At 61.2% G+C, this 24,956-nt stretch carries 19 protein-coding genes, 2 tRNA genes and 4 pseudogenes; 12 read left to right on the forward strand and 13 right to left on the reverse strand.

What is annotated here, in order from left to right; genetic code table 11:
* Positions 1-167: 167 nt before the first annotated feature.
* Positions 168-1,613: an IS1182 family transposase gene (locus ACZIRK_RS16940; protein WP_463327771.1), complete on the reverse strand. Its 1,446-nt coding sequence runs from the start codon at positions 1,611-1,613 to the stop codon at positions 168-170.
* 609 nt (positions 1,614-2,222) lie between these two features.
* Here ACZIRK_RS16940 and ACZIRK_RS16945 point away from each other — a divergent pair.
* From ACZIRK_RS16945 to ACZIRK_RS16965, 5 genes and pseudogenes are all read left to right on the forward strand, one after another.
* Entirely contained in the window at positions 2,223-2,549 is a 327-nt protein-coding gene (locus ACZIRK_RS16945; protein ID WP_130231780.1) for a hypothetical protein, read from the forward strand.
* Between the two features lie 66 nt (positions 2,550-2,615).
* Entirely contained in the window at positions 2,616-2,843 is a 228-nt protein-coding gene (locus tag ACZIRK_RS16950) for a hypothetical protein (RefSeq protein WP_130231782.1), read from the forward strand.
* A 778-nt stretch (positions 2,844-3,621) separates the two neighbouring features.
* A complete protein-coding gene (locus ACZIRK_RS16955; protein WP_130231784.1) occupies positions 3,622-3,846 on the forward strand; it encodes a hypothetical protein in 225 nt (74 codons plus the stop codon).
* Positions 3,847-4,385: 539 nt separating this feature from the next.
* A pseudogene (locus ACZIRK_RS16960) lies at positions 4,386-4,876 on the forward strand (ATP-dependent DNA ligase); the annotation flags it as partial.
* 486 nt (positions 4,877-5,362) lie between these two features.
* A tRNA-Arg gene (locus ACZIRK_RS16965) sits at positions 5,363-5,439 on the forward strand.
* Between the two features lie 148 nt (positions 5,440-5,587).
* Here ACZIRK_RS16965 and ACZIRK_RS16970 read toward each other — a convergent pair.
* On the reverse strand, positions 5,588-6,592 hold the full coding sequence (locus ACZIRK_RS16970) for a dienelactone hydrolase family protein (protein WP_130229656.1): 1,005 nt from the start codon (positions 6,590-6,592) through the stop codon (positions 5,588-5,590).
* A 101-nt stretch (positions 6,593-6,693) separates the two neighbouring features.
* Between ACZIRK_RS16970 and ACZIRK_RS16975 the strand changes: the two genes are divergently transcribed.
* Positions 6,694-7,353, forward strand: a complete 660-nt coding sequence (locus ACZIRK_RS16975; protein WP_165435549.1) for a TetR/AcrR family transcriptional regulator — start codon at positions 6,694-6,696, stop codon at positions 7,351-7,353.
* 356 nt (positions 7,354-7,709) lie between these two features.
* Here ACZIRK_RS16975 and ACZIRK_RS16980 read toward each other — a convergent pair whose 3' ends face one another.
* Positions 7,710-8,489: an ArsR/SmtB family transcription factor gene (locus ACZIRK_RS16980; protein WP_130229654.1), complete on the reverse strand. Its 780-nt coding sequence runs from the start codon at positions 8,487-8,489 to the stop codon at positions 7,710-7,712.
* A gap of 251 nt (positions 8,490-8,740) precedes the next feature.
* On the opposite strand from ACZIRK_RS16980, the pseudogene ACZIRK_RS16985 reads away from it, so the two are divergent.
* Both ACZIRK_RS16985 and ACZIRK_RS16990 read left to right on the forward strand, forming a co-directional pair.
* A pseudogene (locus tag ACZIRK_RS16985) lies at positions 8,741-10,137 on the forward strand (MFS transporter); the annotation flags it as partial.
* A gap of 163 nt (positions 10,138-10,300) precedes the next feature.
* A tRNA-Ile gene (locus ACZIRK_RS16990) sits at positions 10,301-10,376 on the forward strand.
* A gap of 48 nt (positions 10,377-10,424) precedes the next feature.
* On the opposite strand, the gene ACZIRK_RS16995 is transcribed toward ACZIRK_RS16990, so the two are convergent.
* The 7 genes and pseudogenes from ACZIRK_RS16995 to ACZIRK_RS17025 all read right to left on the reverse strand — a co-directional run bounded on the left by ACZIRK_RS16995 (position 10,425) and on the right by ACZIRK_RS17025 (position 16,542).
* The gene (locus tag ACZIRK_RS16995) at positions 10,425-11,003 is read right to left on the reverse strand and encodes a hypothetical protein (protein ID WP_165435548.1); all 579 of its coding nucleotides are present in this window, start codon (positions 11,001-11,003) and stop codon (positions 10,425-10,427) included.
* Positions 11,004-11,484: 481 nt separating this feature from the next.
* A pseudogene (locus ACZIRK_RS17000) lies at positions 11,485-12,033 on the reverse strand (IS5 family transposase); the annotation flags it as partial.
* 129 nt (positions 12,034-12,162) lie between these two features.
* Positions 12,163-12,909 carry an SDR family NAD(P)-dependent oxidoreductase gene (locus tag ACZIRK_RS17005; protein WP_130229653.1) on the reverse strand — a complete coding sequence of 249 codons (747 nt, stop codon included), beginning with the start codon at positions 12,907-12,909 and terminating at the stop codon, positions 12,163-12,165.
* 137 nt (positions 12,910-13,046) lie between these two features.
* The gene (locus tag ACZIRK_RS17010; protein WP_165435547.1) at positions 13,047-13,964 is read right to left on the reverse strand and encodes an MBL fold metallo-hydrolase; all 918 of its coding nucleotides are present in this window, start codon (positions 13,962-13,964) and stop codon (positions 13,047-13,049) included.
* Between the two features lie 107 nt (positions 13,965-14,071).
* Complete coding sequence (locus tag ACZIRK_RS17015; protein WP_463327772.1) at positions 14,072-15,277, reverse strand: NAD(P)/FAD-dependent oxidoreductase; 1,206 nt, start codon at positions 15,275-15,277, stop codon at positions 14,072-14,074.
* Positions 15,278-15,388: 111 nt separating this feature from the next.
* A complete protein-coding gene (locus ACZIRK_RS17020; RefSeq protein WP_130229652.1) occupies positions 15,389-15,676 on the reverse strand; it encodes a hypothetical protein in 288 nt (95 codons plus the stop codon).
* 35 nt (positions 15,677-15,711) lie between these two features.
* Positions 15,712-16,542 (reverse strand): alpha/beta fold hydrolase, encoded by an 831-nt coding sequence (locus tag ACZIRK_RS17025; RefSeq protein WP_130229651.1) that lies wholly within the window; start codon positions 16,540-16,542, stop codon positions 15,712-15,714.
* 337 nt (positions 16,543-16,879) lie between these two features.
* Here ACZIRK_RS17025 and ACZIRK_RS17030 point away from each other — a divergent pair, with 337 nt between their 5' ends.
* Positions 16,880-17,833: a helix-turn-helix transcriptional regulator gene (locus tag ACZIRK_RS17030; RefSeq protein ID WP_130229650.1), complete on the forward strand. Its 954-nt coding sequence runs from the start codon at positions 16,880-16,882 to the stop codon at positions 17,831-17,833.
* A 119-nt stretch (positions 17,834-17,952) separates the two neighbouring features.
* Here the strand turns inward: ACZIRK_RS17030 and ACZIRK_RS17035 are convergent, their stop codons facing one another.
* Both ACZIRK_RS17035 and ACZIRK_RS17040 read right to left on the reverse strand, forming a co-directional pair.
* Positions 17,953-18,552: an invasion associated locus B family protein gene (locus tag ACZIRK_RS17035; protein WP_463327773.1), complete on the reverse strand. Its 600-nt coding sequence runs from the start codon at positions 18,550-18,552 to the stop codon at positions 17,953-17,955.
* 103 nt (positions 18,553-18,655) lie between these two features.
* Complete coding sequence (locus tag ACZIRK_RS17040; RefSeq protein ID WP_130229648.1) at positions 18,656-19,660, reverse strand: hypothetical protein; 1,005 nt, start codon at positions 19,658-19,660, stop codon at positions 18,656-18,658.
* A gap of 1,055 nt (positions 19,661-20,715) precedes the next feature.
* Here ACZIRK_RS17040 and ACZIRK_RS17045 point away from each other — a divergent pair.
* The 3 genes and pseudogenes from ACZIRK_RS17045 to ACZIRK_RS17055 all read left to right on the forward strand — a co-directional run bounded on the left by ACZIRK_RS17045 (position 20,716) and on the right by ACZIRK_RS17055 (position 23,991).
* Positions 20,716-21,590, forward strand: a pseudogene (locus ACZIRK_RS17045) (tyrosine-type recombinase/integrase).
* 7 nt (positions 21,591-21,597) lie between these two features.
* On the forward strand, positions 21,598-22,797 hold the full coding sequence (locus ACZIRK_RS17050) for an IS91 family transposase (protein WP_463327774.1): 1,200 nt from the start codon (positions 21,598-21,600) through the stop codon (positions 22,795-22,797).
* Positions 22,798-23,457: 660 nt separating this feature from the next.
* Positions 23,458-23,991, forward strand: coding sequence for a hypothetical protein (locus ACZIRK_RS17055; protein WP_463327775.1), 534 nt, complete (start codon positions 23,458-23,460; stop codon positions 23,989-23,991).
* A 442-nt stretch (positions 23,992-24,433) separates the two neighbouring features.
* Here ACZIRK_RS17055 and ACZIRK_RS17060 read toward each other — a convergent pair whose 3' ends face one another.
* Complete coding sequence (locus ACZIRK_RS17060; protein ID WP_130231878.1) at positions 24,434-24,922, reverse strand: hypothetical protein; 489 nt, start codon at positions 24,920-24,922, stop codon at positions 24,434-24,436.
* Positions 24,923-24,956 lie beyond the last annotated feature (34 nt).

Below are 24,956 nucleotides of genomic sequence, written 5' to 3' on the forward strand. Positions count from 1 at the left end.
AACCAAGAGGAAGTTGGCGTTGACGTCTGCTTCGGGTCTTGGTTGTGTGCAAACGGGACGCGGCCGTGGTCGACAATCGTTGCAGGCCACGCGTTCCAAACGTCCGATAGCCGGCCAAGGTGGATATAGGGACGCGTTATCGCGCTTTTGGACGCACTTTCCGGCCTTCAGGCGGCGCGGATGGCTGCAATCAGGCTCGGTTTGCCGACGATGTTCATCACCCGTGTGAGGTTATAAGCGAGAACATGCAGCGCCATCTCAGCGGCGACATTCCGTAGGCGCTTCATCAGGAAGTGCGTTGCACCCATACGGGCTTTGATCGTGCCGAAGGGATGCTCAACCGTCTCGCGCCGCGTCCGCATGGCGTCGGGATCGGAATCGAGCCGTCTCTGGACCTCCTCGACCACATGCTCATGCTCCCAGCGCGTGATGCGGCGCTCCTTTGACGGCGTGCATTGGCTCTTGATCGCGCAGCCTTGGCACGCCGCTGTCGACCAGTAACGGCGCAGCGTCATTCCATGCTCGATGTTGGTGTAGTGATAGGGCAGCAGCTGGCCGGATGGGCAGCGGTAGACGTCCTCATCAGGCAGGTAGGCGAAGTCCTGTTTGCCGAACCGGCCCTCCGCCTTGGCGTTCGACGTCATGGGCTTGGGCAAGGTGACTGCAACGCCAGCCTCTTCGCAGGCTAATATCTCCTCTCCGTCGAAGTAGCCACGGTCGGCGACCGCCTCGAGCTTGTCCACTTCGAGCACTTCTTTGGCTTGCTTCGACATCCGAGCAAGCTGCCCACGGTCGTTGCCGACGTTTATGACCTCGTGCGTAACAATCAGATGGTGCTCGGTGTCCACCGCGACCTGGACATTGTAGCCGACGACACCCGATCCGCGTCCGCTGGTGGCCATCGAACGGGCATCCGGATCGGTGAGCGATATCTGTTGATCCGGCGTGTTGCGCATCTGCGCATCAAGCACTTCCAGGCGGCTCATCTCCTGCTGCAGCCGAGCGATCTTTTCCTTGGTCCTCGTCGTCTTGATGCTGATCGCTTCCGATGGCTCCTGCCGATCGGCGCTATCGAGTTGACGCAGATATCGACCGACGCTTTCCTCGATCTGCGCCATCCGCCTCGCCATCTTGGCATGCGTGAAGTTGCGGTCGCGGTTGTTCACCGCCTTGAACTTGCTGCCGTCGATTGCGACGCTTGGGGTCTGCAACAGGCCCATTTGCCGGCATAGTGCAATGAACTTCGCACAAACCTTCCGGATCGCCGCACCATTGTCCTTCCGGAAATCGGCGATTGTCTTGTGATCGGGAGCCAGGCGGCCGATCAGCCACATCACCTCGATATTGCGGCACGCCTCACGTTCCAGACGACGACTGGATTGCACCCGATTGAGATAACCGTAGATGTAAAGCTTCAGAAGGACTGCCGGATGATAGGAGGGCCGGCCCGTCTCCTTCGCGATCACACGCTCAAACCCCAGTCCATGCAGGTCGAGCGCCTCGACAAACACATCGATCACATGGGCCGCGTTGCCCTCGCTTATCCAATCCTCCAGACATTCCGGCAAGAGCGTCAGCTGGGATCTGTCCGCGCCTTCAACGAAGCGTCCCATCCGTATCCCCCAATCAGGAAACGGAGGAATCGTAGCCGACTCGTGGCTTTTCACACAGCCAGGGTCATGAGGCGAAATTCTCGGGACAGGCACAAAGCGTCCGCATTACCCCCGGAAGCGGACGTCGCATTTTGTGAGTACGCGCCCTAGACTTGTGGCTCAGCCAGGCGCGACGCATGCGCGACGACGCCCTTAAGATCGCCATGCGCGGCCCCGATAAGGAAGACAAGCTCGCAGCATGAAATACATCGAGGACGGCCCCTAGGCCATCCAGAAAAGGTAGCCCAGAAGTCGCGCACCAAGCGGCAGCACCAAGCGTCCCAATTCCCTCTGCCAGCGCTCCAAAAAGCAGCCCGGTCGTGAGAACCGGGCTGCCAAGTTGCAGTTGCACAACACGCCATGGTGGTGAAACGTGCGTGCGGCCATAGAAACCTCGCTAGAACAGGCCGGTTCCCACAGTCGGGAAAAATATGCAACGCAGGCTCAGAGGAACGAAGCAGTCGCTCAAACGTACTTCGACCTAGTCATTGTACGCAAAAATTCCGCAGGCCGGGGTCAAGTCTTTCTTCAATAAGCCGCCAGGATCGGAAAATCTTTGGGAGACCGTTCATGACCAAGGAGCCGCTCTCGGTAGACGCGGGCAATGTTCCCGAAACGCTTTGCGTAGGAAAAATCAATTTCGCATCAGGGCCTGGACCGCTCATGACTCTTACATTTACAAACGTTCGACCAAAGGCAGGTCCTTTATTTGATTCCAATAGGATTGAGCATGAAAGCATCGTGCGTGCTCGCATTGTCACAACGTTGGACAATTTGATTGCATTACGAGATCTTTTGAACACTTCGATACAACAAACGCCAGCTCCCTCCGCCAGCAGCGAGGCCGTCAAGCTCCATTGTGATGTGTTGTTGGCCGGCCGGATTTTGGAACGCTAAAGATGGGGCCGAGTTTAAGTGCGGCCGTCATCCAGGCGGAGGCCCGAGACAAGGAAGGGCCGAACCATGACAACGTTCCGAACCGACCAAGTTGACGACAACAGGGTGAACATCAAGCGCGCCCCGAACACGCTGGCCGGATCGGTCGCCCGGGTCGACGATCACTGGCGCGTCGAGATCATGTGGAGCGGCCCTGGCGGCGCCATCAGCTACGAGGCGACATCACTGCCCCGCGCGTTGGCGTTTATAGATGGGGTCGACGCGGCATTCGAACGGGTGATAATGCTCGGGTAAGCGCTAAAACCGTAGGCCGAAAGCATGGCAGCCAAGGCGCCAGAATAGCCCGCTCACAGCTCGTTCGCCTTCTCGGCCGCAATGGCGCGCTCTAATCCGACGCGGCCAGGCTCGGTGACCGGCCAGTTCTGCGAAAAACTTCCGTTTGTCCACGTCAGTCGCAACGTCGCGGATTTGAGCGCACTCTGCCCACAACTTCGGCGCCCTTCCAGATGCGCCTGTCGATTGCTCTCTCTCAATAAATGCCGCTAACGTACAATCGCGGTCAGAAATTCGTCGCCCGCGAAACCTACGAGCCGCCGCCCGCACGAGCGCTCACATATGATGAGCAGCCCGGGAACAAGCGGCAACAACAGCCATGGCCATCTCCCTGCGAATCGAGTTTACAATGGGCGTCCCGCGCCATCGTAAAACCGATGAAGCCGGGTCCGGATTTGCCCCTCTGTAAGCTCAACCGCGCGTGTGCTCGGGCCCCATTCGCGGCGCGCTGGGTATGCTGCTATGCGAAGCAGCGACGATTTCAACGCCGGCAACGATTTTTCGAAGCGAAAGCAAATCGGACATCTTTCGTGCCAGCACGTCCGTATCTGACGCCAGTTGCTCGCAAAGCTCGTTGGCACTGCATGTTGAAGCGCGCATACCAGCCGCCCTCCCTATTTAGAAGGGAACGGATCCTAATATAGTCGGGAAAATTCGGCAATTAACTAATTGTACCTTAATTTTTTACTGTATAATTTAATTTCACATTTAATGTCGGTCAGAAATAAAGTAGAAGGCAATGACGACCGGTTTTGGCATGGCGGCCGCGATTTTGGCCCTCGCTCTGACGACGGTCACCCCGCCTGCGCAAGCCTGCAACGACAGGGGAAATTGCGCAAAAGCGCCGGGCCAGAACAAGCACGTCAGCGGAGCCCCTGGGCCGATCGCCGGTGCAGGTCTTCCGATCCTTGCCGTTGGCTACGGCGTCTACTGGCTCATCAGGCGCCGCAGGAAGCAGGACTGACATTTTCTTGATACTAGGGCATGCTCAAATAGGAGGAACGTCGGTCTCTCCGCACGCAAGATCACTGCAGCAGCAGGCACATCGGCGTTTCTTGACGATCGATAGTGCGTAAACGATTGGCTGGTCGCCAGCAACACCGCGGAAAAGACAACAACCAAGGCAAGTTGAAGCATATCTTCCATCGTCATCGCGCCCGGCACTCCTTGCTCCTCAGTTCAGCTATCTTTCGCCCTCGCTCCCATAGCTCGATGTCGTGGCCATCCACCATCTGCTTGGCGTGCTCTTTCGCCGCGTTATCGTCAGGGGCCAGGAATTCGTGTCGGTCCATAATGTGTCCGTCCCGACCCAGAATGAAAATGCGATACTCCTGCATGACGTCTCCCTGAGGTACGTCCTATCGGTCGGGAAAACTCGGCAATACCAAAAAAGGTTTCCAAGTTCCGGAGTCGGAACAGCGACAAAACACGTGGAACACTCTGAGCCGAAACGAACCAAGTTGCGCCACCTTGAATCGGCCTCCATCGCGTGGAGTCTCTTGAGTGACGTTTCAGCGTAAGAAGCCGGCCGCGATCGGTACCAAGGCCCCCTACCCCGGCTTCATCGAGCCCGCGTTGGCGACACAGGCGATCGGGTGCCTTCCGGGACGCGCTGGATTCACGAGATCAAGTTCGATGGCTATCGCGTCCAGCCTCATCTTGCCAACGACGACATCAAGGTATTCACGCGGCGCGGAAAAGACTGGACCAAGCGCTTCAAGAAGAATGCCGCCGACGCTTACGTGATCAACGCGGGCTCTGCGATCATCGACGGCGAGGTCGTCGTCCCCTCAGCCGACGGCACGACGGATTTTTCGGTGCTGCAGAACGAGCTGAAAGGCAAGTCTGCCAAGATCGTGATGGTAGCGTTCGATCTGCTCTATCTCAATGGCTACGATCTTCGGAAGCTGCCGCTGGTCGAACGTAAGGCACATCTCAAAAAGCTGATCGACGAGACGCCGATCCAATTCAGCGAAAGCTTCGAACTCGGCGGCTGATGTCGCCCTCGGCCGACCATACCTGGATGTCGCCGCCGAAGGTGGTCATCATGCCGGACAGGCCCGATCAGCTTGCGTTACTTTCTTCAATCATCCGCTTGACGCGGAACGCAAGCGATTGGGCCAGCTCAGGTTTTATGCGGTCTATGCAAATGCTGTCAGGTTCCTAACGTTGAACATCAGCGATAAGCGAGCAATGTCGCAGAAAATCGAAGGCGAACGCGCTTTCGGCGGCGGCGTCGCAGAGCGGCGTAAAATTTCCGCGCTGCCTGCGTCAGACGAAACCGGTTCAAAGCGCGGACATGCAACCATCTCAAATTGCTATTTCAGGCGGTCGCTTGGCGTTGCCCTCCGAAGGCACGTGTCAAGCCGGCTGGTGTGAAAAGTGACGAAGAAAGAGTATTGAACTACAAGGGCTTGCGAGGGTTACGCGTTGGGGTTCACTCATTCGCGAAATTCGCGTAAGCACTGCGTAAGCAGTAAGCACCCGTAGCTCAGCTGGATAGAGCGTCGCCCTCCGAAGACGAAGGCCACACGTTCGAATCGTGTCGGCTGCGCCAACACGGCCCCTTTCCCTGCCAGCCATGCGCCATCTCCAAAACCAATGTGCAGACAAACGCTTGCAACCCGGGCGAGCGGACGGCGCCCGCTTCTATCTTGCCGTCCTTCGATCGGGAGTAACTTCGCCGCCCATAGCCCTATCCACGGCTACTCAGGCCTGAGATGCAGTCGTAGGAATCCCATCGCTTCGGCAGCCGACTTCGCGCGAACCGCAGCATCGTAAACCATGGAATAGCCCGGCGCCTTGCCCATGCAGGAGCCGAAAGTGCCTGGGTCAAAGGGCTCCAATTGGTCATCGACGAGCAGCGAGGGTCTGTTTGGCCCGATCAGGATAAGCGGACACTTCTTCGCGCTCGGGTATTCCGGATAGAAGCGCAAGGTCGTCAAACTAGGAACCGTCCATGCATGGTAGGCGTCGGGATAGGTCACGACCTCGATCGGAGTCGGGGATCCCGCGGCTTTCGCGTAAGCGAGATAGCCCTCGACTTTCGCCACCGGCAGATTGTCGTCCTTTTCGCCGAGGAGTATGAGGACCGGCGATCCGGTGTAGGCCCCTCGTTCAGCGATCGCGCCAAAGACACCTGCCGGATAGTACGCGACGTGAGCGGCAAAGCGAGCTTGACTCGGATTGACCGCGGCGCGCAGTTGCTCAAAGGCCGTCAGATGAGCAACCTCGCCGCCAAACGAGAAGCCGACGATAGCGATTCGACTGGCGTCGATTTTAGGATGGCTGGCGAGCAGCCCCAACGCTGCGTAGGCATCTGCCACCCCAGTCGGCCAAATGCCCGGGCCGGAACGTGATGCTGCAATCCCAGTCGTTCCGCGTGCAGCAAAGCTATCATAGGTCAAGGTGGCGAACCCCGCCTTGCGTAGTTCAGCCGCGTATTGCCCTTCATTGGCGTCGAGATAGCCAGCAATCGTGTGTACGATGACGACAGCGGGATAGCGATTCCCCGCTTCGTCGGGAAAGCTCAAGGTAGCAGGCACCGTGATCGTTGCGGCAGGGGCTTCGCGCGACTGGAGTTGGCGAAATTCTGTATATGACGCGGATTGAAACGTGACCCGGTTTGGGCCTGGCTGAAGGGCCTGTCCATGGGCTGTCGCTGTTCCGAATGCGGTGGCAGCGATCATCAGGAATGAGCGCAGATGCATGTGAAACCTCTCAGTGTTCGGAGGTGCGGGGCTCCATGCGCCCAATGTAGACACCGGTCACATTGCATCTTGATGTGTGCCGTGTCAACATCAAGTTCGTCGTGACCACGAAACGCACCTATCATCATGGAGACCTGCGGGCGGCGCTGCTCAAGGCGGCGGCCTCTGAAATTGAGCGCCGCGGCTTCGAGACGCTTTCGTTGCGCGAACTCGCGTCGTTGATCGGAGTTGCGCATAGCGCGCCCTATCGGCATTTTACCGACCGTGACGCTCTGTTGGCGGCGCTTGCGGCCCAGGGCTTTGCAGAACTGCTGAAGCGCTATAAGGATAGCGCGCGCGAAAAGAGCCCGGGCGCCCGGCTGCGTGCTTGTGGCCGAGCTTTTCTCGAACTGGCCGCGGATCGGCCACAGCTTTTCCGCTTGATGTTTGCCTCCGACCTGCTGAGCGATACGTCGGCTGACCCGGCGCTCGCAGAGGTGGCCAGCGCCTGCTATGTCGCGTTGGAAGAGCGAGTGAGAGCGACCCGGCCCAACTCAGACGAGCAAACGATAAAGGCGATGACGATCGCCTATGCGTCGCTGGCGCACGGCTTTGCGCTAATGCGGGTGGGCAATCGAATAAGACCCTTCATGCGCGCCGGGCTGTCGGACGAGGACCTCGTCGATGCGTTGCTCTCGTTCGATATTCAGACTCCGTCGCGCCCCGCAAGTGCCGCAACGCGCGGCCGATCGAGAAGGCCCTCGCGGCCGGGCGACTCCTGAATGGGTAAAACTACGAAATAATACATCAGACTTCTGTTTTCGACTTTGCCCTCGATCTCGGAAATTACTCCAATTTCGCGGCGAAGCGCCAAGTCGCAGGTGGTCGCAGGGTCTTCGGAGGCGAGCGCGTGCAAGGCTGTAGCGTCATAGCGCCACGGCGAAGCTATAGTGCCCATCTTCATCGGCCGTGGCGCGCCATTTCGGAATGCGCTATCACCGCCAAAATGCGCCGCTTACCTGATGCAAGAGAGCAAACGGCAATTGCGCTGACGGAGTGCGAACCAAGTGCACTGTCCACCGTGATTCTGAATGTCAAGTACGGACAGTACTCTCGGCCGAAGCGGCTGATCGCAGCGCTACCTCCGGCCGGGGAACGCTGACTCAACCGGGATAACCGCTACCCGGCCTCGGGACAGTGATGCAACAGGCCCTTCGCAACCGTCCGTCGGGCGTGCGCTCTCGATGCCGAACGTTGTGGCGAGTTCTCTAACGCCAACCGGAGTGACGACGAGCGCGCGGCTATCCCGGACATGCTCGACCCAATCGTGCTCGAGCGCGTGATGAAGAATGGCAGCGCCGACCGCCCCTGCCAGATGCGGCCGCCGCTCGCTCCAGTCGAGACAGGGGCGACAGAACACTCGGCGCCTCGAGGCGAGGCGAAGATCGATGCCCAACTCATCGAAGAATGACCGACCGGCATCGGTTAATTGTCCGCCATCCTCGTCGAGCAGAACAAACGACTGTTGGACCAGGCGGTCGGTGATTGCGACCGCGATGCGGCCGGCCATGTGGTCATAGCACGTGCGCGCGTGTCGGAGCGTCTCTCCGCCGCGCCAGAGATTGCGCTGCCGGGCGGGGCCTTCCTGCGCCACGACCATGAGACCTTCCAGCACGCGCGCGACGGACGGAGAGGCCAAGCGGAAATATCGTCGTCGGCCCTGCTTTGCGAGCGCGAGCAATCCGGCGTCGCTGAGTTTCGCAAGATGGCCACTCGGCGTCTGTGGCGCCACGCCAGACACATAGGCAAGCTCCGAGGCGGTCAACGTTCGGCCATCCATCAGCGCGCTCAGCATGTTGGCGCGCGCCGGATCGCCGATGAGCGCCGCGACTTGGGCGATTTTGGGTCCCGTGTCCATGTCTTTCTCCTAACGCCGACGAGGACGCAGTGCCAGCGCAAATGCTTCGGCCGAGACCGTAGTAGTTCCGCAAGACTGGTTCGATCACCGGACATAGGTTGCCTGGACACCAACAAGCCCAGCGAAAGCAAGTGCCGCGATGGGCGAAAGATATCATCCCCGCGGCTGCGAATATTCGATTGGTATCGAATGTGAACGCAACGTAGGCTTATCCGAGCCGTCAAATTCTCACAGACAACTGAGTGTGATCAATGCAAACAGCTTCGCTCAACGCAAGGCGGCCGGAACAAGCCCGCTCCCACAACACGTCATCCCGTTCGCCTCTCGCGACGGCGCTGGCGCTTGCCGCCACGAGTCTTGGCCTCGGCGTGGTGCAGCTCGATATCACCATCGTCAACACTGCGCTGAGCAGCATCGGCACCTCGCTCGGCGGCAGCGTCGCCGAGCTGCAATGGGTGGTGACGGCCTATACCATCGCGTTCGCTGCCTTCATTTTGACCGCCGGCGCGCTCGGTGGACCGCGTTGGCGCCAAACGGATATTCATCGGGGGCTTTGCAATCTTCACGTTGGCTTCGCTCGCCTGCGCACTGGCCCCGTCAGCGATGTTCCTGATCGCTGCGCGCTCCGTGCAGGGCCTGGCGGCGGCGATCCTAGTGCCGAACTCGCTGACGCTGCTCAATCACGCGTATACCGATCCGAAGGCGCGCGGCCGCGCTGTCGGCTTCTGGGCCGCAGGTGCGAGCGTCGCACTGACTTCGGGGCCGTTTCGTCGGCGGCGCGCTGATCGCGCTGGTCGGATGGCGCGCCATCTTTCTCGTCAACCTGCCGATTGGCGCCGCCGGCCTCTGGCTTGCCTGGCGCTATGCCGAGGAGACGCCGCGGCTCGCGCAGCGCGAGATCGATCTGCCGGGACAGATCGCGGCGATTGCAACCCTCGGCACACTGGCCGGCGCCCTGATCGAGGCCGGCGCGCTCGGCTGGAGCCACCCGCTCGTCATCGTAGGCTTCGCGGCGGCGGCCGTAATCGGACTCGTGTTCGTATGGCGCGAGGCGCGCGCGCCACAACCGATGCTGGCGCTGTCGCTGTTCCGCCATCGCATGTTCGCGCTGACCGCTCTGGTCGGGCTTCTTTTCAGCATCGCCTTCTACGGCCTGATCTTCGTGCTCAGTCTCTACTTCCAGAAGGTCAATGGCTGGTCGCCGTTCGCAACGGGCCTCGCCTTCGTGCCCATGATGGCCATGGTGCTGCCCGCCAACCTGGTCACCGCGTCGGTCAGCGAGCGCCTCGGCTCGCCGCAAACCATTGCGTTGGCTTGTGTGATCACTGCCGCGGGCTGCGTTGCGCTGCTGCCCATGGCCTCAGGCACCAGCTACGGGGCGATCGGCGCTCAGCTCATGGTCCTCGGCGGCGGGCTCGGCCTGCTCGTGCCGTCCTTGACCTCAACGCTGCTCGGCAGTGTCGAGAAGTCGCGATCCGGCATCGCCGCGGGCGTATTGAACGCGACGCGGCAGACCGGCAGCGTGCTTGGCGTTGCCCTGTTCGGCTCGCAGGTCGGAGGGAACAACGCGTTCATGACGGGCGCGCATGCCTCCCTCGTGATATCGGCCGCTGTGTTGCTCGCAGGTGCGTTCGCGATCTGGCATGGCCGGGCAAAGGAGGAACGATTGGACAGTCCAACGATACCTGCGAAAGTGTCATCAAATATTGCGAAGATTTCCACGCCTGAGCGGGCCTTCAAGCTGCGAAAGCCCAACGAATTCGTAACGTTTGTTGCGGCGGTTTAGGCCTATCGCGCGCGCGGCAGCTGGGCGGCCTGTAGCTCAATGGTTAGCGCCGGCCGCTCATAACGGTCTGGTTGCAGGTTCGAGTCCTGCCGGGCCCACCAGCGATTTCAAATTTGTGCGGACACTTTGAGAACGACTCGATTTCCGCTTTACGAACGACTCGATTTCGTTTTGAGAACGACTCGATCGCAGATCCCGCTGATATTTCTCGTAAATTCTGCCTCGATTTTTCGCCGATTTTTGAGCTCGAAAAAAGTGAGGGGGGTCAAATCACCTTCTTTGGGTCCCCAGATGCCTGCATATCCCCGCTCCAACGGCCTCGCGAGGAAGCCATGAAGCAGCCACCGACGAAGTTCGCCTTCCATGAGCAAGAGGTCGGCGACGTCGGCTTTCGTGCGATGGTGGAAGCCCGTCGCGTTGTTCTTCACATGGAGAATTCGAGCGGCCGCGAGTCCAGCGTGGACCTCATTGGACAGGCATTCGCTCTGCCTTGCCTTTGCTATTCCGAAGCAGGCTGGCAGCGCCGCGGAAGCCATTCCGGTCCGCCGGGCTGGGCTGTTTGCCACGACAGAGCGCGTGAGCCCCGGTTGTTTCTCGGGCACCTTCACAGCGATGACGTACGGCTTCTGGCGCACGAGTTCGGGCTGCATCGCGGAGATTTCCTCGGCCATCAGGTCGCGTTCAAGGATTCCATCGCTGGCCAGACTTTGAAGCAGATCATGCTCCATGATCCCATCCGCGCGGCGCTCTTCCGGAAGGCCGACGCATCGCTCGACAATTGGGCCGAGCAGGTCGTTTCCGAGGAGCCGGCGTGACCCTGTCGACTGGCGATATGACGGGACTCCCGCTTCGAAGGCCTCAGACGAAGTGAGTAATCCTCTAGCGCAGGGGCGGTGGTCGACATCTTCTCAACCCAAGGTCATGCCTGCTATATCCGGCACCGCATACCGGAGGAGTCGATGAGAAGCCCTGCCATTCGGATCCAGGAACTCGATGACAGCCAGCTTGAGGAGTTCGTAGATCTTTGGGCGAGCCAAAAGTCGAAGCTATACGTCAGCGTGGAGCGGGTCGGCGGCGCCAACGATAAGGGCCGAGATGTCATTGGATTTCTAACCCTCCGCCGACACGAAGGCGAATGGCACCTCTACCAGTGCTAACGGAAGACGCTGGGATCGAAACTCGGGCTTTCAGAGGCGCTGCTCGAACTCGGAAAGGGCCTTGCTGGCGGGCAAGCTCCCTGATCCAGTCGGCGTCGTAGCCGCGATCCGCGAGCAACATCGTCTGGGGAAGCATGGCGCAGAGGAGGACCGAACACAGCCGGTTGTCGTGCGCTTCACCGGGCGTGAGGGCAAGACGGACCGGCAGGCCATTGGTGTCCACCACCGCGTGAATCTTGCAGGTCAGGCCCCCTCGCGAGCGACCCATATCCTGCTGATTGTTGTCCGAGATGCAGGCTCCGTGCTGGTGCACTCGGACGACCGAGGTGTCAATCATCTGCACCGCCGGTTCATGACCGGCGGCAAGCGTATCCATGATCTGGTCACAGACGCCAGCCTGCCGCCACCTAACGAAGCGATTGTAGCAGGTGGTGCGCGGACCATAGGTCGGCGGCAGGTCGCGCCATGGCGCACCCGAGCGCAGAACCCAGAAGATGCCATTGAGCACGCGACGGTCATTTACCCGCCGAACGCCGCGCGGCTTGTTGGGCAGCATCGGCTTGATTGCGGTCCATTCATAGTCGCTGAGTTCGTAGCGCATGATTCGAGGCTCCCGGTCAGAGATTGAATCACGTCTCGAGCAGCGCCATCAACTCGCCATGACCAACGCGCAGTCGCTCATGCTCTGAATTCACTTACGGACATGGCTGGACTTTTGGCAGCGTGGAAACTAAGCCAGTCCCAAGCCGCCATCGACGGCGAGAACCTGGCCCGTCAGCCATTGCGAGGCGGGGCCCGCAAGCTGGACAATCCATTCCGCGATGTCATCGGGAACGCCGCGCCGACCGAGCGGAATCCGTGCGCGCTCGTCTTCCTTGACGGCTTCTGCCTGTTCCGCAGATAGCCCCATCATCCCGGTCAAGGCGCCGGATTCCGTGGGCCCGGCGGCGACCGCATTCACCCTTATTCCGAGCGGCGCGAGTTCGAGCGCCCAGCAGCGGGTCAGGTGTTCCAGCGCCGCCTTGCTGGCGGCGTAGTGGGATAGTCCCGCCGCCGGCCGGTGACCGAAGGTCGAGGAGATGTTGATGATGGTGCCCTGCGTCGCCTTCAGGTGAGGAAGGGCGGCGCGGGCCAGCAGGCTCGGACCGAGCACATTGACAGAAAAGATGTCTGCGATCCGATCGGCTGTCGCATCCGATAACGGAAGGATGGCTCCCGCGCCGGCGTTGTTGACGAGCCCATCCACTCGGCCCCAGTTGTCGACCGCCGTGGCGATGGTCCGCCCGGCGTCTTCAGCAGAGGCGGTATTCGCAACGATGCCCGCGATATTCTTATGCTCCGCCACCGTTTGCTCGACGGGGCCGGCGCGGCGGCCGGTGATGAGCACCTTGTCGCCTTGGTTCGCGAAACGGAGCGCGGCCGCCCGACCAATGCCAGAGCTGCCACCCGTTATGATCATGACTTTTTCGTTCTGCATGTTCGTTCGACTCATCTGTAAAGTTTGAAGTTGGTCCAAGCGGGCATAAACGACCGCTTCGGGTTCAGTGGTTGCGAGGTATTGAACCAGGGCGCGAACTCATACGCGCCCTGGGTCGGCCTTAACCCAACGAGCGGTCAGTAGTCCCAGAAGACCGGCACGAAACGGAAGGCGTCGCCGTCGGCCGCCACCCGTCCGATGGACGGGAAAGGCAGGTGAGTGGCCACCAGCATCTCGCCGTTCTTAGCCAGCTCCCGCAAAAGACGGACCCGAACGCGCGCCGCCTCTTCGGGATCGTGTTCGAAACCGTTGTGCCAGTCGGGCTGCTCGAACCCGACGGTAAACACGGCGTCGCCGGCGAACGTCAGCCCGTCACCGCCGGACGCCACGCGGACCACGCTGTGCCCGGGGGTGTGACCGCCGGTGCGACGGGCGACCACGCCCGGCGCAATCTCGTGCTCCTCATCGAACGTCCGCAGGTTGCTACCGTACTCGCTCACGAACCGCCTGGCGGCCGACCGGAGCGCATCCGGGAAGCCCTGCGGCATGGAGGTGTGGGAGAAATCGGGCGACTCCCAGAACTTGACCTCGGCGGCCGCCACGTGGATCCGCAGGTCTTTACGCAGCCGCTCCTTCACCCCCTCGACGAGCAGCCCGCCAATGTGGTCCATGTGCATGTGGGTCAACACCAAGTCTGTGACGGACCCAAGATCGATGCCGGCGGCCTCCAGTCGCTTGATCAACTGGCCGGCCCGCGGCAGGTTCAAGTCCGGATCGGACCCTAGTCCAGCGTCAATGAGGATGGTCTTGCCGCCGCTCCGCACCACGACCACGTTCAGCGCCCAATCGAACGCGTCCTGCGGCAGGAACATGTCTTTCAGCCAGGCCGCGCGGTCGGCCGGGTCGGCGTTGTGTCCCAACATTTGGGTCGGGAGCGGGAGCACGCCATCGCTGACCACCAGCACGTCGATGTCGCCGACCTTCAGCGCGTAGCGCGACGGGACGAGCTCTTCGGGTTTGGATGTCGCGGGGTATGAGGTGTTGTGCACGTTCATGTCTGTCTCCTGTTTTATGGTAAAGGCGCTTGGTTGGTCTTGGTCTGTCGGGATTTGGTTGAGCAGGCCGCGGACCAGGGGAGCGCGGCCGCCATTGCTTGGGGCGTCTAGAGGTCGGTCACACGCTCCGGATCGGCCGACGCGAGCGCCGCGGCGCGCTCGGCGCGGGGCGGGTAGATCCAGACAGTGTTGATCTCCTGCTTGGTCTTCTTGGCGACGTCGCCGACCATCTCGACCTTGCGCTCCCAGCCGCGCGTGAAAAGCGCGCCGGCTTCGCCGAGGTCGAGGCAGGTGACGTACGCCTTCTGGTGATACCGCCTGGTCGGAACGCCCAGGAGTTCGGCGGCGGCATTGTTGCCGGCAAAGGCGCCCATCCGGGTGGCGTGCTGGCAGGACATCAGCGCGTAGTTGCCGTCGTCGTCGCATGCGGCCCGCGCAGCATCGCCTGTGGCGAAGACGCCGGCGACACCCGGCACGCGCAGATCGCGATCCACCAACAGCCGGCCGAAATTGTCGCGCTCGGAGGGAATCTGCGCCGTCAACGGCGCGGCGCGCATGCCGGCCGCCCAGACCACCGTCTCGGTTTCGATGTGTTCGCCGGTCGACAGGGTGACGCCTGAATTGTCGAGGGAGGCGACACCGGCCCCGAGCCGGGTCTCTACGTCGAGCTTGCGCAATGCTTCCTCGATTAATGGGCGAGGGCCTTCGCCCATGTCGGGAGCGATCGCACTGTTGCGGTCGACGATGATCACGCGCGTCCTTGCGTCCGTGCCAAGGATTTCGCGCAAGCGCGTCGGCAGCTCGGTCGCCGCCTCGATACCTGTGAAGCCGCCGCCGGCGACGACGACCGTATCGCGCCCCTTGATGGCCGGCCGCCCGGCCAGGCTGTGTAGATGCTTGTCGAGCGCGATTGCGTCATCGAGCGAGTCAACACTGAAGCCGTGCTCGGCAAGGCCCGGAATATTCGGGCGGAACAGCTGGCTGCCGGTGGCCACGACCAGCCGGTCGTAGGAGAGCGACTTGCGTGTACCTTTGGCTGTGGCGATCTGCACCATCCGAGACTTGGTGTCGATCGTCTCGGCGCTGCCCTGCACGTAGGCGACGTCGATCGCCTTGAGCACATCGAGCAGAGGCGCAGTCAACGTCTCGGGCTTCGCTTCGTAAAGGCGCGGGCGCACCACCAGCGTCGGATCGGGGGCGACCAGCGCGATCTCGAGCTCCTCGGGCGAGACGCCCCGGATGTCGCGCAGGCGGGCGGCGGAAAGTGCAGCATACATGCCGGCAAAGCCGGCGCCGATGATGACTAATCGCATGTCATTTGCTCCTGTGGTTTTGGCTTCCAAAAGTCCGCGCGTTACCGGCGCTGCCCCAGATGGGCGGCAGCGACCGACGACGACGCGAAGCGGTGAAACGAGATCTGGTTCTTAAGGGGCGACGCAGCCGGGCGGCGACCAGCGCGGCCAGCCGTGGCGAAAGAGGATCGGTTGCGCGGGGTTTGCGCCCCACTCCTGGTGGGGAAGACGGGAGCCGTCCCTGGGCATGATGGAAATCAGCGGGTGCGCCCGTTGCGCGGCTTGCGGTGGAATCTCCACCTCTTCACCCGCCGCTGAAGTGAAGCGAACGGCCAGCGACAGCCCGTAGATGACCGCAGAGGCGACGGCTCTCGGCCGCGATCTGATTGCAAGGGGGGCGACGAGGTTCTTCCAGGTCATTTTTTGTCTCCCGCTGTTCTTGACGTCGATGCCGACTAGGCTGAGATGAAGGAGAGAAGCTCGGCGTTGATGATGTCGGCATGTGTCGTGCACAGGCCGTGCGGCAGCAGGTCGTAGATTTTCAGAGTGCTGTGCTTCAGTAGCTTCGCCGACAGGGATGCCGAGTCGTTGACGGGTACGATCTGGTCGTCACCGCCATGCAGGACGAGCGTGGGCACGGTGATGCTCTTCAGATCCTCGGTGAAGTCCGTTTCCGAGAAGGCTTTGATGCCGTCATAGTGGGCCTTGGCACTGCCCATCATGCTCTGGCGCCCCCAATTCCAGATGACGGCCTGCGATGCTTCTGCGCCCGGGCGGTTATAGCCATAGAATGGACCGCTCGCGAAGTCTTGGTAGAACTGCGCCCTGTTGGCGGCGAGCTGCTGGCGTAGGCCATCGAACACTTCGATGGGCAAGCCAGCCGGATTCGCCTCTGTCTTCAACATCAGCGGCGGCACCGCACCGATCAGGACCAGCTTGGCCACGCGATTTCTGCCATGGCGTGCAACGTAGCGCGTGGCCTCGCCGCCGCCCGTGGAATGACCGATGTGAATGGCATTCCGAAGATCGAGGTGCTCTACGACGGCCGCGACATCGGCTGCGTAGTGATCCATATCGTGGCCGTCACTCACCTGCATCGAACGGCCATGACCCCGGCGATCATGGGCGATGACACGGTAACCCTTGCTGACGAAGAAGAGCATCTGGTTATCCCAGTCGTCGGCGGTCAGCGGCCAGCCGTGGTGAAAAACGATCGGCTGGGCGGATTTCGGCCCCCAGTCCTTATAGAAAATCTGGACGCCATCGTTGGTGGTGACGGAGGTCATAGGATCGGTCCCTTGAGTTCGTGTGTCGCTCTCTCAGCGCGGGCACGACGATCTCTAGCGAACCTGGCGTGCCGCTGCCCCAGAGCGTTTGCCGTCGCTAAAGAGCGATTGCTGCTAACGCCTCCGCCAATCGCTCGGGATTTCGCAGGTTCTGCGGATAGCTCGGCCAATTATGTGTTCTTCCGCTTCACCGTAGCGGGTAGATCACACTATCCGTCAGGTTTACGTGAGGAGTTTGCTGAGGTAAGTTCCGCCATCAGGTCAGCGACCGCCCCACCTACTTGCTCGCGCCATCGCGGCGAGGGCTCCATCGCCACCGCAACTTTGGTATTGGATCATGAATAAGCCGATCCTGCGCGATCCGTTGCAGGAGCACCCGCCCGCCATATCTGAGGGCCGTCAGAGCGGCGTGTCCGTTGCCGATGGGCGTCGTGCCGATGCGGAGATGGCCCGTGTGCTCGGGACCGAACCGTTTCACATGGCATTGGACGCCTCCGGTGCCGGGATCGCCCACTGGAAACATGAACCACTGCACGACGTCGTCGCGCCAATGGCCCATCACGTCATCATGGCTTACAACGGTATGATGCAGCGCATGGAGCGGCGGTCAGGAAGATCGGTCGCGATTGGAACGTTTCGTCCCGGGGTTGTGATCATCATTCCGGAAGGATCAAGCTCCCGATGGGATATTCCGAAACCTGTTGATGTCGTCCAGCTCTATCTTCCTCACGCAACGCTGAGGCGCGTTGCCGACGAAGCCGATATCTCCACACCGGTCGATCTCATGGAGCGAACGGCGCATCCCGACCCCTTTACATCCCGATTGCTGTTGAGCGCGGTGGATGTCATGGAGGGCAATGGGGCCCTGGATACCCTGTTCAGGCATCAGCTGACGGACCTGCTGGCCACGCGCCTCCTGGCTGCACACGCCGGCTCGCCAACCACGTCCCGGCCGACCATGGGTGGGCTGTCGCCGAAGGTCCTGCTCCGTGCCATCGAACGCTTGCGCTCGGGCAGCGACGCCGACGTCTCCCTCGATGCCCTGGCTTCCGATGCTGGCCTGTCGCGCTTCCACTTCTGTCGTGCCTTCAAGGAGAGTACCGGGCTTTCGCCGCATGCCTGGCTGCGCCAGCACCGCCTCGAGCAGGCCATGAATATGCTGCGCGACACCGACGAGTCGGTCGTCTCGGTCGCCGCGGCGCTTGGCTATGCCTCCCAGACGGCCTTCGCCGCGGCGTTCAGGAAGCTGACCGGTGAAACGCCGAGCGATTGGCGGCGGCGCATGCGTTAACAGCAATGCTCCGCGCAGGACGTCATGCTGAACCGACGTACCACTTGGCATATGCCTTGTTGCGCGACTTCCGTTTGGGGTCCATCGCGTCGCTTCGCTGCTGTGCAACGATAAGTCGCCTATCGGGGCATAGCGGACCTCGCAAGCCGCCCGTCCGGCAGATTTATGGGTTCACGGCCTAGTCTGATCGGCGAATTGGCTTTGTCGACCGTCTCGAGAACAAGCATTCGCCCTTGCTTGAGCTGATCGATCAGTTCCGCTCCAGCGTCATAGTGGGCCATGCAGCCACTAGCAAGGCAGCGGACATAGGGCCGCTCGATTGGCTTGCTCTGATCGATGATGATACGGACACCGCGCTCAAAGCTCACTCGGGTCGGCAGGGTAACGTGCAACGTCTTTTGGGTGTCTCCGTTTCGCTCAATGAACACAGCCGTGACAACTGGTGCACAGTCAGCATAGCGGCCATCCCTGCCGACAAAGCAGGTTTCGTTCACACAGAACTTAGTCCAGGGAGAGTAAGTTAGCGCCGGCGGACCGGCCTCCTCGGCGGTTGCCGGCGCGGCAGCGAGACAACAAAACGTGGCGAAGCAACGAAATACCTTGCAGCACACAGCCGCCTCCCCGAAAGGACATGAACTCAAGCATGGACTGCAAACTTTGTCCACATTGGGGGCGTTGCTACGCTCGGCAACAGTTCTGCTATGGGTCAATCGCATCATTTTGTGCTTAGCAATAGGACGGCAGCTTCGCCCCAATAACCGGACCTGTTTGAGACCAGCCGGCTCGCCTGCGTCGGGCCAACAGACGACGTGGTTCGATCATCTATGAGGACGTGTTAGCAGATAGGCTTGCGACCAGTTCGCGCAAATACACCCTGATCGCGTCGGAATCTGCATTCAACCGCGCGCCGTTCGTGTGAAACAGAAACTTGATGCGTAGTCCGTTAGCAATGACTTCTTGCGCACCGCAGAAGAGCGCTGCGTCGGCGGTAGATGCTTCATCGCCTTCGCAGACTAGCACGAAAGGCTCGCTGCTTTCGATTAGACGCTGATGTAGCCGCTCTTCTATCGCGAAGTTGCCGCCGCGCAGGATGGCGGCGTCCATCTCGGAGCCGTAAATCGTGGCGCGTTCCATCCTCCGTGCTGGATGCGTCTTGTCAGCTAGGAGGCACACGAGGATAAGCGTCTTATCGGCCGCCGACGTGCAGGTTGCCGCCGCCCAACTCTGCACATGCGAGCTGCCGAACATCCAAGGATACAGGTTAACCGCGACCGGCCCGATCACTTGATTGTCTCGGAGTTCGCGCCCGCAGAGTTCCTTGAGACCACGCTCGCTACCGAAGCCGAGATGGCGAACGTAAGTCGAACCCGTCGCGCCCAACTCATCGACGGCAAACACCGGTGTTGCCCTTATTTGCAACATCATGTTCGCCGACGTCACGCGATAGACGGCTGCGGCGCAAACTCGCTGGGAGGGCCGCTTGAGCCATGCGACGGTCTCTGCAGGCCCCGAAAAGGCGACGGGTGGCAAGATATAGCCGATCATGGCGACTGCCATGAACCGATAGGGATGTCGGCTCAAAGGCGCGATCCACAGCGTCGCCGCGCGAGTGAGCAATCCACAGCATAGGCCGCCGACAGCGGTCAAGACGAAGAGCAGAGCGAGAGCCGACGCGAGCCCGCCACCTGCCGTCGCCTTCGCGTAAGCGGCGGAGGCAAGAGCAGCGAAACCGGCAATGATAAGCGAAGGCCACCCGGGCAGTGCGAGGCCGACTAGAAATGGGAACGTGTACAACGTCGCAATGTGAGTGTCGTCGAGCAAGAACATGGCGGCTCTCAAATTCCTCCGTGACGCATGACAAGCCTGCTGCCCGAGTTGCCACAAACATTAGCCCGCAGGCTAACGAACGTTTATCGCCACGGCTTGAAACGGAGTGCGTAAAATTCCGGAAATATTTGGAATCGAGACCGGAAAAGTCCGCCAGTTTTCATCTTCTGAGGCACGTCCGCTTCGGGTCTTGTGTCACGAGCATCGCCAGTCCACGCGGCGATGCGCAACTGTACGAGAGATGAAGGAGGGCCCTTCGGGTTCGGCAATCAGGTGCCGATCTCAAGCCACCGCAAGCTGCTGTCGCCAAAAGCGATGGTGGTGAACGTTGCGGAAACGTCGGGACAAGATCCCGGCAGGCACGGTCGAGAGAGGCGAGCGCAAGCGAACCGCTGCAGAAGTGTCGAAAGCGGATTAGGCGATGTCAGAACCGGGGGGTGACCCTTCCTCCGGGATCAGCTCGGGGGATGCCTGAGACTGCCCGAGCGACATCCGGCATGTAGGCGGCGCGAAGCTCGACCAGGCTGTCGTACGGAACGTGAGAACCTGGCCGGCGATGCCAAGGGAAAAGACACAAGCGGCTACCACCGCAAGGTCGAAAGTACCGATGCGCCGGAGAGGGGCGGACTGCCTCGTATTAGCGATGAAGCGGAGTAATGCCCGTGGAGCGAAGGGGGCAGGTCATCGCCATTGGATCGGGTCAACCAGCATTGGGAGGAACTCGATCGTCAATGGAAGGCGGCAGCCTTCATGCGATGGCACGAGCCGTATGAATCGAGAGGTTCACGTACGGAATCTGTGAGAGGCTCGGGGTGAAATTCCCCGGGCCTACTCGGCATCAACGTCGTTTTGGCCATCGGTCGGTCGCTTCCGGTCTAGCCCGATGAACGGACATCGTCAGAGGCCGTTGGCATGTCACTGAAGGGCCACGGGACTAAACCGCTCGCGCGGTAGGCCGCTGCGGCAAACAGGGTGGCCAAGCCGATAGCGCCAAGGGGCGTCCTGTCTTGAGATTGAGGGGTTGCAACAACCTCACCCAAGACAGGAGCATCCCCATGACCGACGAGGCAATGAGCCCGTTGCGCCGGCGCATGATCGAAGACATGACGATCCGCAAGTTGGCCCCGAAGACCCAACATGACTACGTGCAAAGGGTCAAGAACTTCGCGGCGTTTCTCGGGCGCTCGCCCGATACGGCGAGCTTCGAGGACGTGCGGCGCTACCAGCTGCATCTGGCGGCGAGCGGCGTTGGCGTGCCGACCATCAATCAGACCGTCTCGACCCTCGGTTCTTTTTCAAGGTCACGCTGAAGCGCCACGAGATTGTCGAGCACACCCATGTCGTTCACGAGCCGCGCAGGCTGCCGGTGGTGCTCAGCGTCGAGGAGGTGGCGCGGCTGCTCGCTGCCGCGCCGGGGCTGAAGTACAAGGCGGCGCTGAGCGTGGCCTATGGCGCCGGCCTGCGCGCTGCCGAGGTGGTTTCGCTCAAGGTCGCCGACATCGACAGCAAGCGCATGATCATCCGCGTCGAGCAGGGCAAGGGCGGCAAGGACCGTAACGTCATGCTGTCGCCACACCTGCTTGAGTTGCTGCGGGCCTGGTGGAAGGCGGCGCGGCCGCAGGGCTGGCTGTTCCCGGGCCGCGATCCGGCCCAGCCGATGACCACACGCCAGCTCAATCGCGCCTGTCACGCCGCCGCCCAGATGGCCGAGATCAACAAGCGCGTCTCGCTGCACACCTTGCGGCACAGCTTCGCCACCCACCTCTTGGAGCAGAACATCGACGTCCGCGTCATCCAGGTGCTGCTCGGTCACGCCAAGCTCGACACCACGGCGCTCTATACCCGCGTCGCCACCAAGACGATCAGCGAGGTCATGAGCCCGTTGGAGCACATCGCGCTCAAGCTCAAGGAGATCCGGCCGCCCGGCTGACGCACGCGTGTCGCGCCCAGCCTTGGAGGTTGCGGACATCTTCCGCAACCATGGCCCGGCATGGCGTCAATCCCATGCCGGCCATGTCAGCCTCGACCAGATGAAGGTGATGTCGGCGATCGAGCGCTGCCGCACGGCGGCCCTCGGCGGCCATGTCGCGCGCTGCGCGGACTGCGCCTATACGACCATCGCCTACAACTCCTGCCGCAACCGGCACTGCCCGAAGTGTCAGGGCGCCGCCGCCAAGGACTGGCTCGCCGACCGCGAAGCCGACCTATTGCCGGTGCCGTACTATCATGTCGTGTTCACGCTGCCTGCGGCCATCGCCGACATCGCCTACCAGAACAAGGCCGTCCTCTACGACCTGCTGTTCAAGGTCTCGGCCGAGACCATGCTGACGATCGCCGCCGATCCGAAGCATCTGGGGGCCAGGATCGGCATCACCTCCGTGCTGCACACCTGGGGCTCGGCGCTGACCCATCATCCCCATGTGCACATGATCGTGCCGGGCGGCGGCATCTCGCCTGACGGCCAGCGCTGGGTGTCCTGCCGGCCGGGCTTCTTCCTGCCCGTGCGCGTACTCTCCCGCCTGTTCCGGCGAGTGTTCCAGGAGAAGCTCGTCGCGGCCCACCAGGCCGGCCGCCTGAGCTTCTTCGGCGATCACGCCCATCTCGCCGAGGCGCAATCCTTCGCGGCTTATCTCGCACCGCTGCGCAAGGCCGAATGGGTTGTCTACGCCAAGCGGCCGTTCGGTGGGCCAGAGGCAGTGCTGGCTTATCTGTCGCGCTATACCCACCGCGTCGCCATCGCCAACAGTCGCTTGATCGCCTGCGACCAGCAGGACGTCGCCTTCAAGTGGAAGGACTACCGCGTCGCGGGCCGCGATCGATACAAGCAGATGACACTCGAGACCTTCGAGTTCATCCGCCGCTTCCTCATCCACGTGCTGCCCAAGGGCTTGCATCGCATCCGCCACTACGGCCTGTTCGCCAAAGGCGCTTGCGCCGGCAACATCGCACGCGCCCGTGAGCTGCTTGCCATTGCAAAACCTGAAGGTCGGCCCACCGCGGCCGCCGTCGATCCCAGCAAGCCGGCTTGTCCATGCTGCGGCGGTCGCATGATCATCATCGAAGTCTTCGCGCGCGGTGCAATGCCACGGCATCGGCCGACAGCTCCAACGAACCACATCAGGATCGACACCTCTTGACCGTGCCGCAATCCCGCAAATCCGCTCGCCGCGCTCGCTGGCCCTCGACCGGCCACGGCAGAGCGCGCCCAGATATCCACCAGCCGTCGCAAATCGTCGGACAACTTGTCGAGTTCAAGGCCATCCGCCGCGCATTCGTCAGCGACTTCACCGTCGCGCAACTCGTTGGGCCGACTCGATCTCAATCAACGAGCTCGCCCGCGGCGCTCAAATCCCCATAACGCCTGCCGCACCGCCTTACGTTTCTCACGCGCGGTTTCCTTCCTTGGAGGCTTTCGGACGCCGGCCGCCGAATACGCCGCGCCCTCCCTCAAGCGGCCGGCATCCGAAACCCTTCACAGAAGCGGAAGAATGGAAGCTCGTGACTTGCCCGAGCCAACCAAAAGATTCGTCGGATGTTCATCGATTGCTCGATCAATTCGAAACCGGCGAGCTGCTCGCATCTGCTTGACAGAGGGCTGCACGATCTACATTAGCGCGCTCTGACCGTCGCAGTTGCACGTCCATAGGAAGTATCGGCGCCCGGCGCTCGCAAAGAGCTAGGTCAGTACGGCAGACCATTGATGCATGGAGATCACGCGTCCAATAGACGCATTGGAAATTCAAAAGTGGAGGTCTTTGCTCGACGACGTGTACCCGCAACCTATCTGGGAGGAAACCATGAGGTATCATCTCCATTCATTGTGGATTTCGGGTTGTGTTGTGCTTGCTTTGGCAGTCCCGACGGCCGCTGTCCCGGCCGCGGCAGAAGAAGCGGGCCAATGGTTTGGTCGAGCCGTTCTGGTCGCCCTGTCCAGCAAGAGCGTGAAGGTGGAAGACCGGGCTGACCATACGGTGTCGGTCACCGAATACGACGGCGCCGTGTTCAACGCCGACGGCAAGACCTTCCTCGACAAAGCCCGCTATCAGGTGGTTGATCTAACGGATGCTGGCACTTCCAGCGGCGGCCACAAGACCTTCACAGAGGCCGATGGATCTAAGGTCTTTGCCAAGTACGTCCTGAAAGACGCGAAGCCGAAAGAGTTCCGCGGTACCTTCGAGTTCACTGGTGGCACGGGCAAATATGCCGGGATTACGGGCCGCGGTGAGTACCACGTCGTGCTCGTCAGCGACACGGCCCTGTGGGATGAACTCCGCGGCGAGTACAAAATTCCGGCTACCGTTGGAAGTTCGCGACCTGATCCGACCAGATGAGCATCGAACGCTATGCTCGCGTTCATGATGAGCTGCTCTAGTTGCGTATGAATGTCGATCAGTGGCACCTGCTCGACCAGTCTTCAGTCGACCATCGGCGGAGGAGCGCAGCCTGGCGACAGTCGGACTGGACCGGCTTTGACGTGGCCAGTCCGCCCCTTACTCCGGACGATATTCGGCGGGATCGTGAGCTGCACCGAACGGGAGCCCGCGTAAGGTAGTGTCTTTGGAGGCTCTCACCGCCCGTACACTCAGTACCGGCTCCACTTTGTAGGTGATGCTGGAACTACTCACGATGAGCCGTCGCCAGATCTATACCGGCGACGGCGTTTCTAAGATTAAGGACGACTTGGAGACCGCCAACAGAGGGGCTTCCCATGTCGCCTGCGCAATCCTGGTGCTGTGTGGTCCATCTCCAACTCAGTTTACCGGACCCGTCCGGTTACTCGTTCACGCACAACTCGCCGCGAGCATGCGAATCAAATCCGCCGCCTTGACGACCGATGCCGGTGAGAAAAATGAGCCGGCCGGTGGAGTTGCTGAATCGATCAGTTCCTTTGACGATCTTATCCAGTTGGCTGAAGGCCTGAGACTCGGTGTCGTACATGCCAGCATTGGTGGTCGTGAATGTTCCCCCTTTTGCCGTGACTACTACCGTTCCGGCGTAAGATTGCAGTGTTTTGGGCAAAGAGGGCAGTCCAGCCGTTTCGGCCATTCCGTGCGCCGTGAAAAACCAAGTTGCGCCGCTTAGAGCGGTCTCGTTGCTCATGACTGTTCCGACTGTGCAAAGGTCGATCTGACTTAAGCAACCTTCTTTGGTCATCTGAAGCGCAATTGTCGCCTCAAAGTTTCGGCACTGCGCGGGCTGTTGTGCGAAGGTGGCGCTCGTCGAAAGTGCAAGGATCAGTGTTGAAAGAAAGGTGGTTTTCATCATGCCCTCTACTGGATGTGCACTCTACGCTCGA

Source organism: Bradyrhizobium sp. Leo114 (assembly GCF_055229415.2).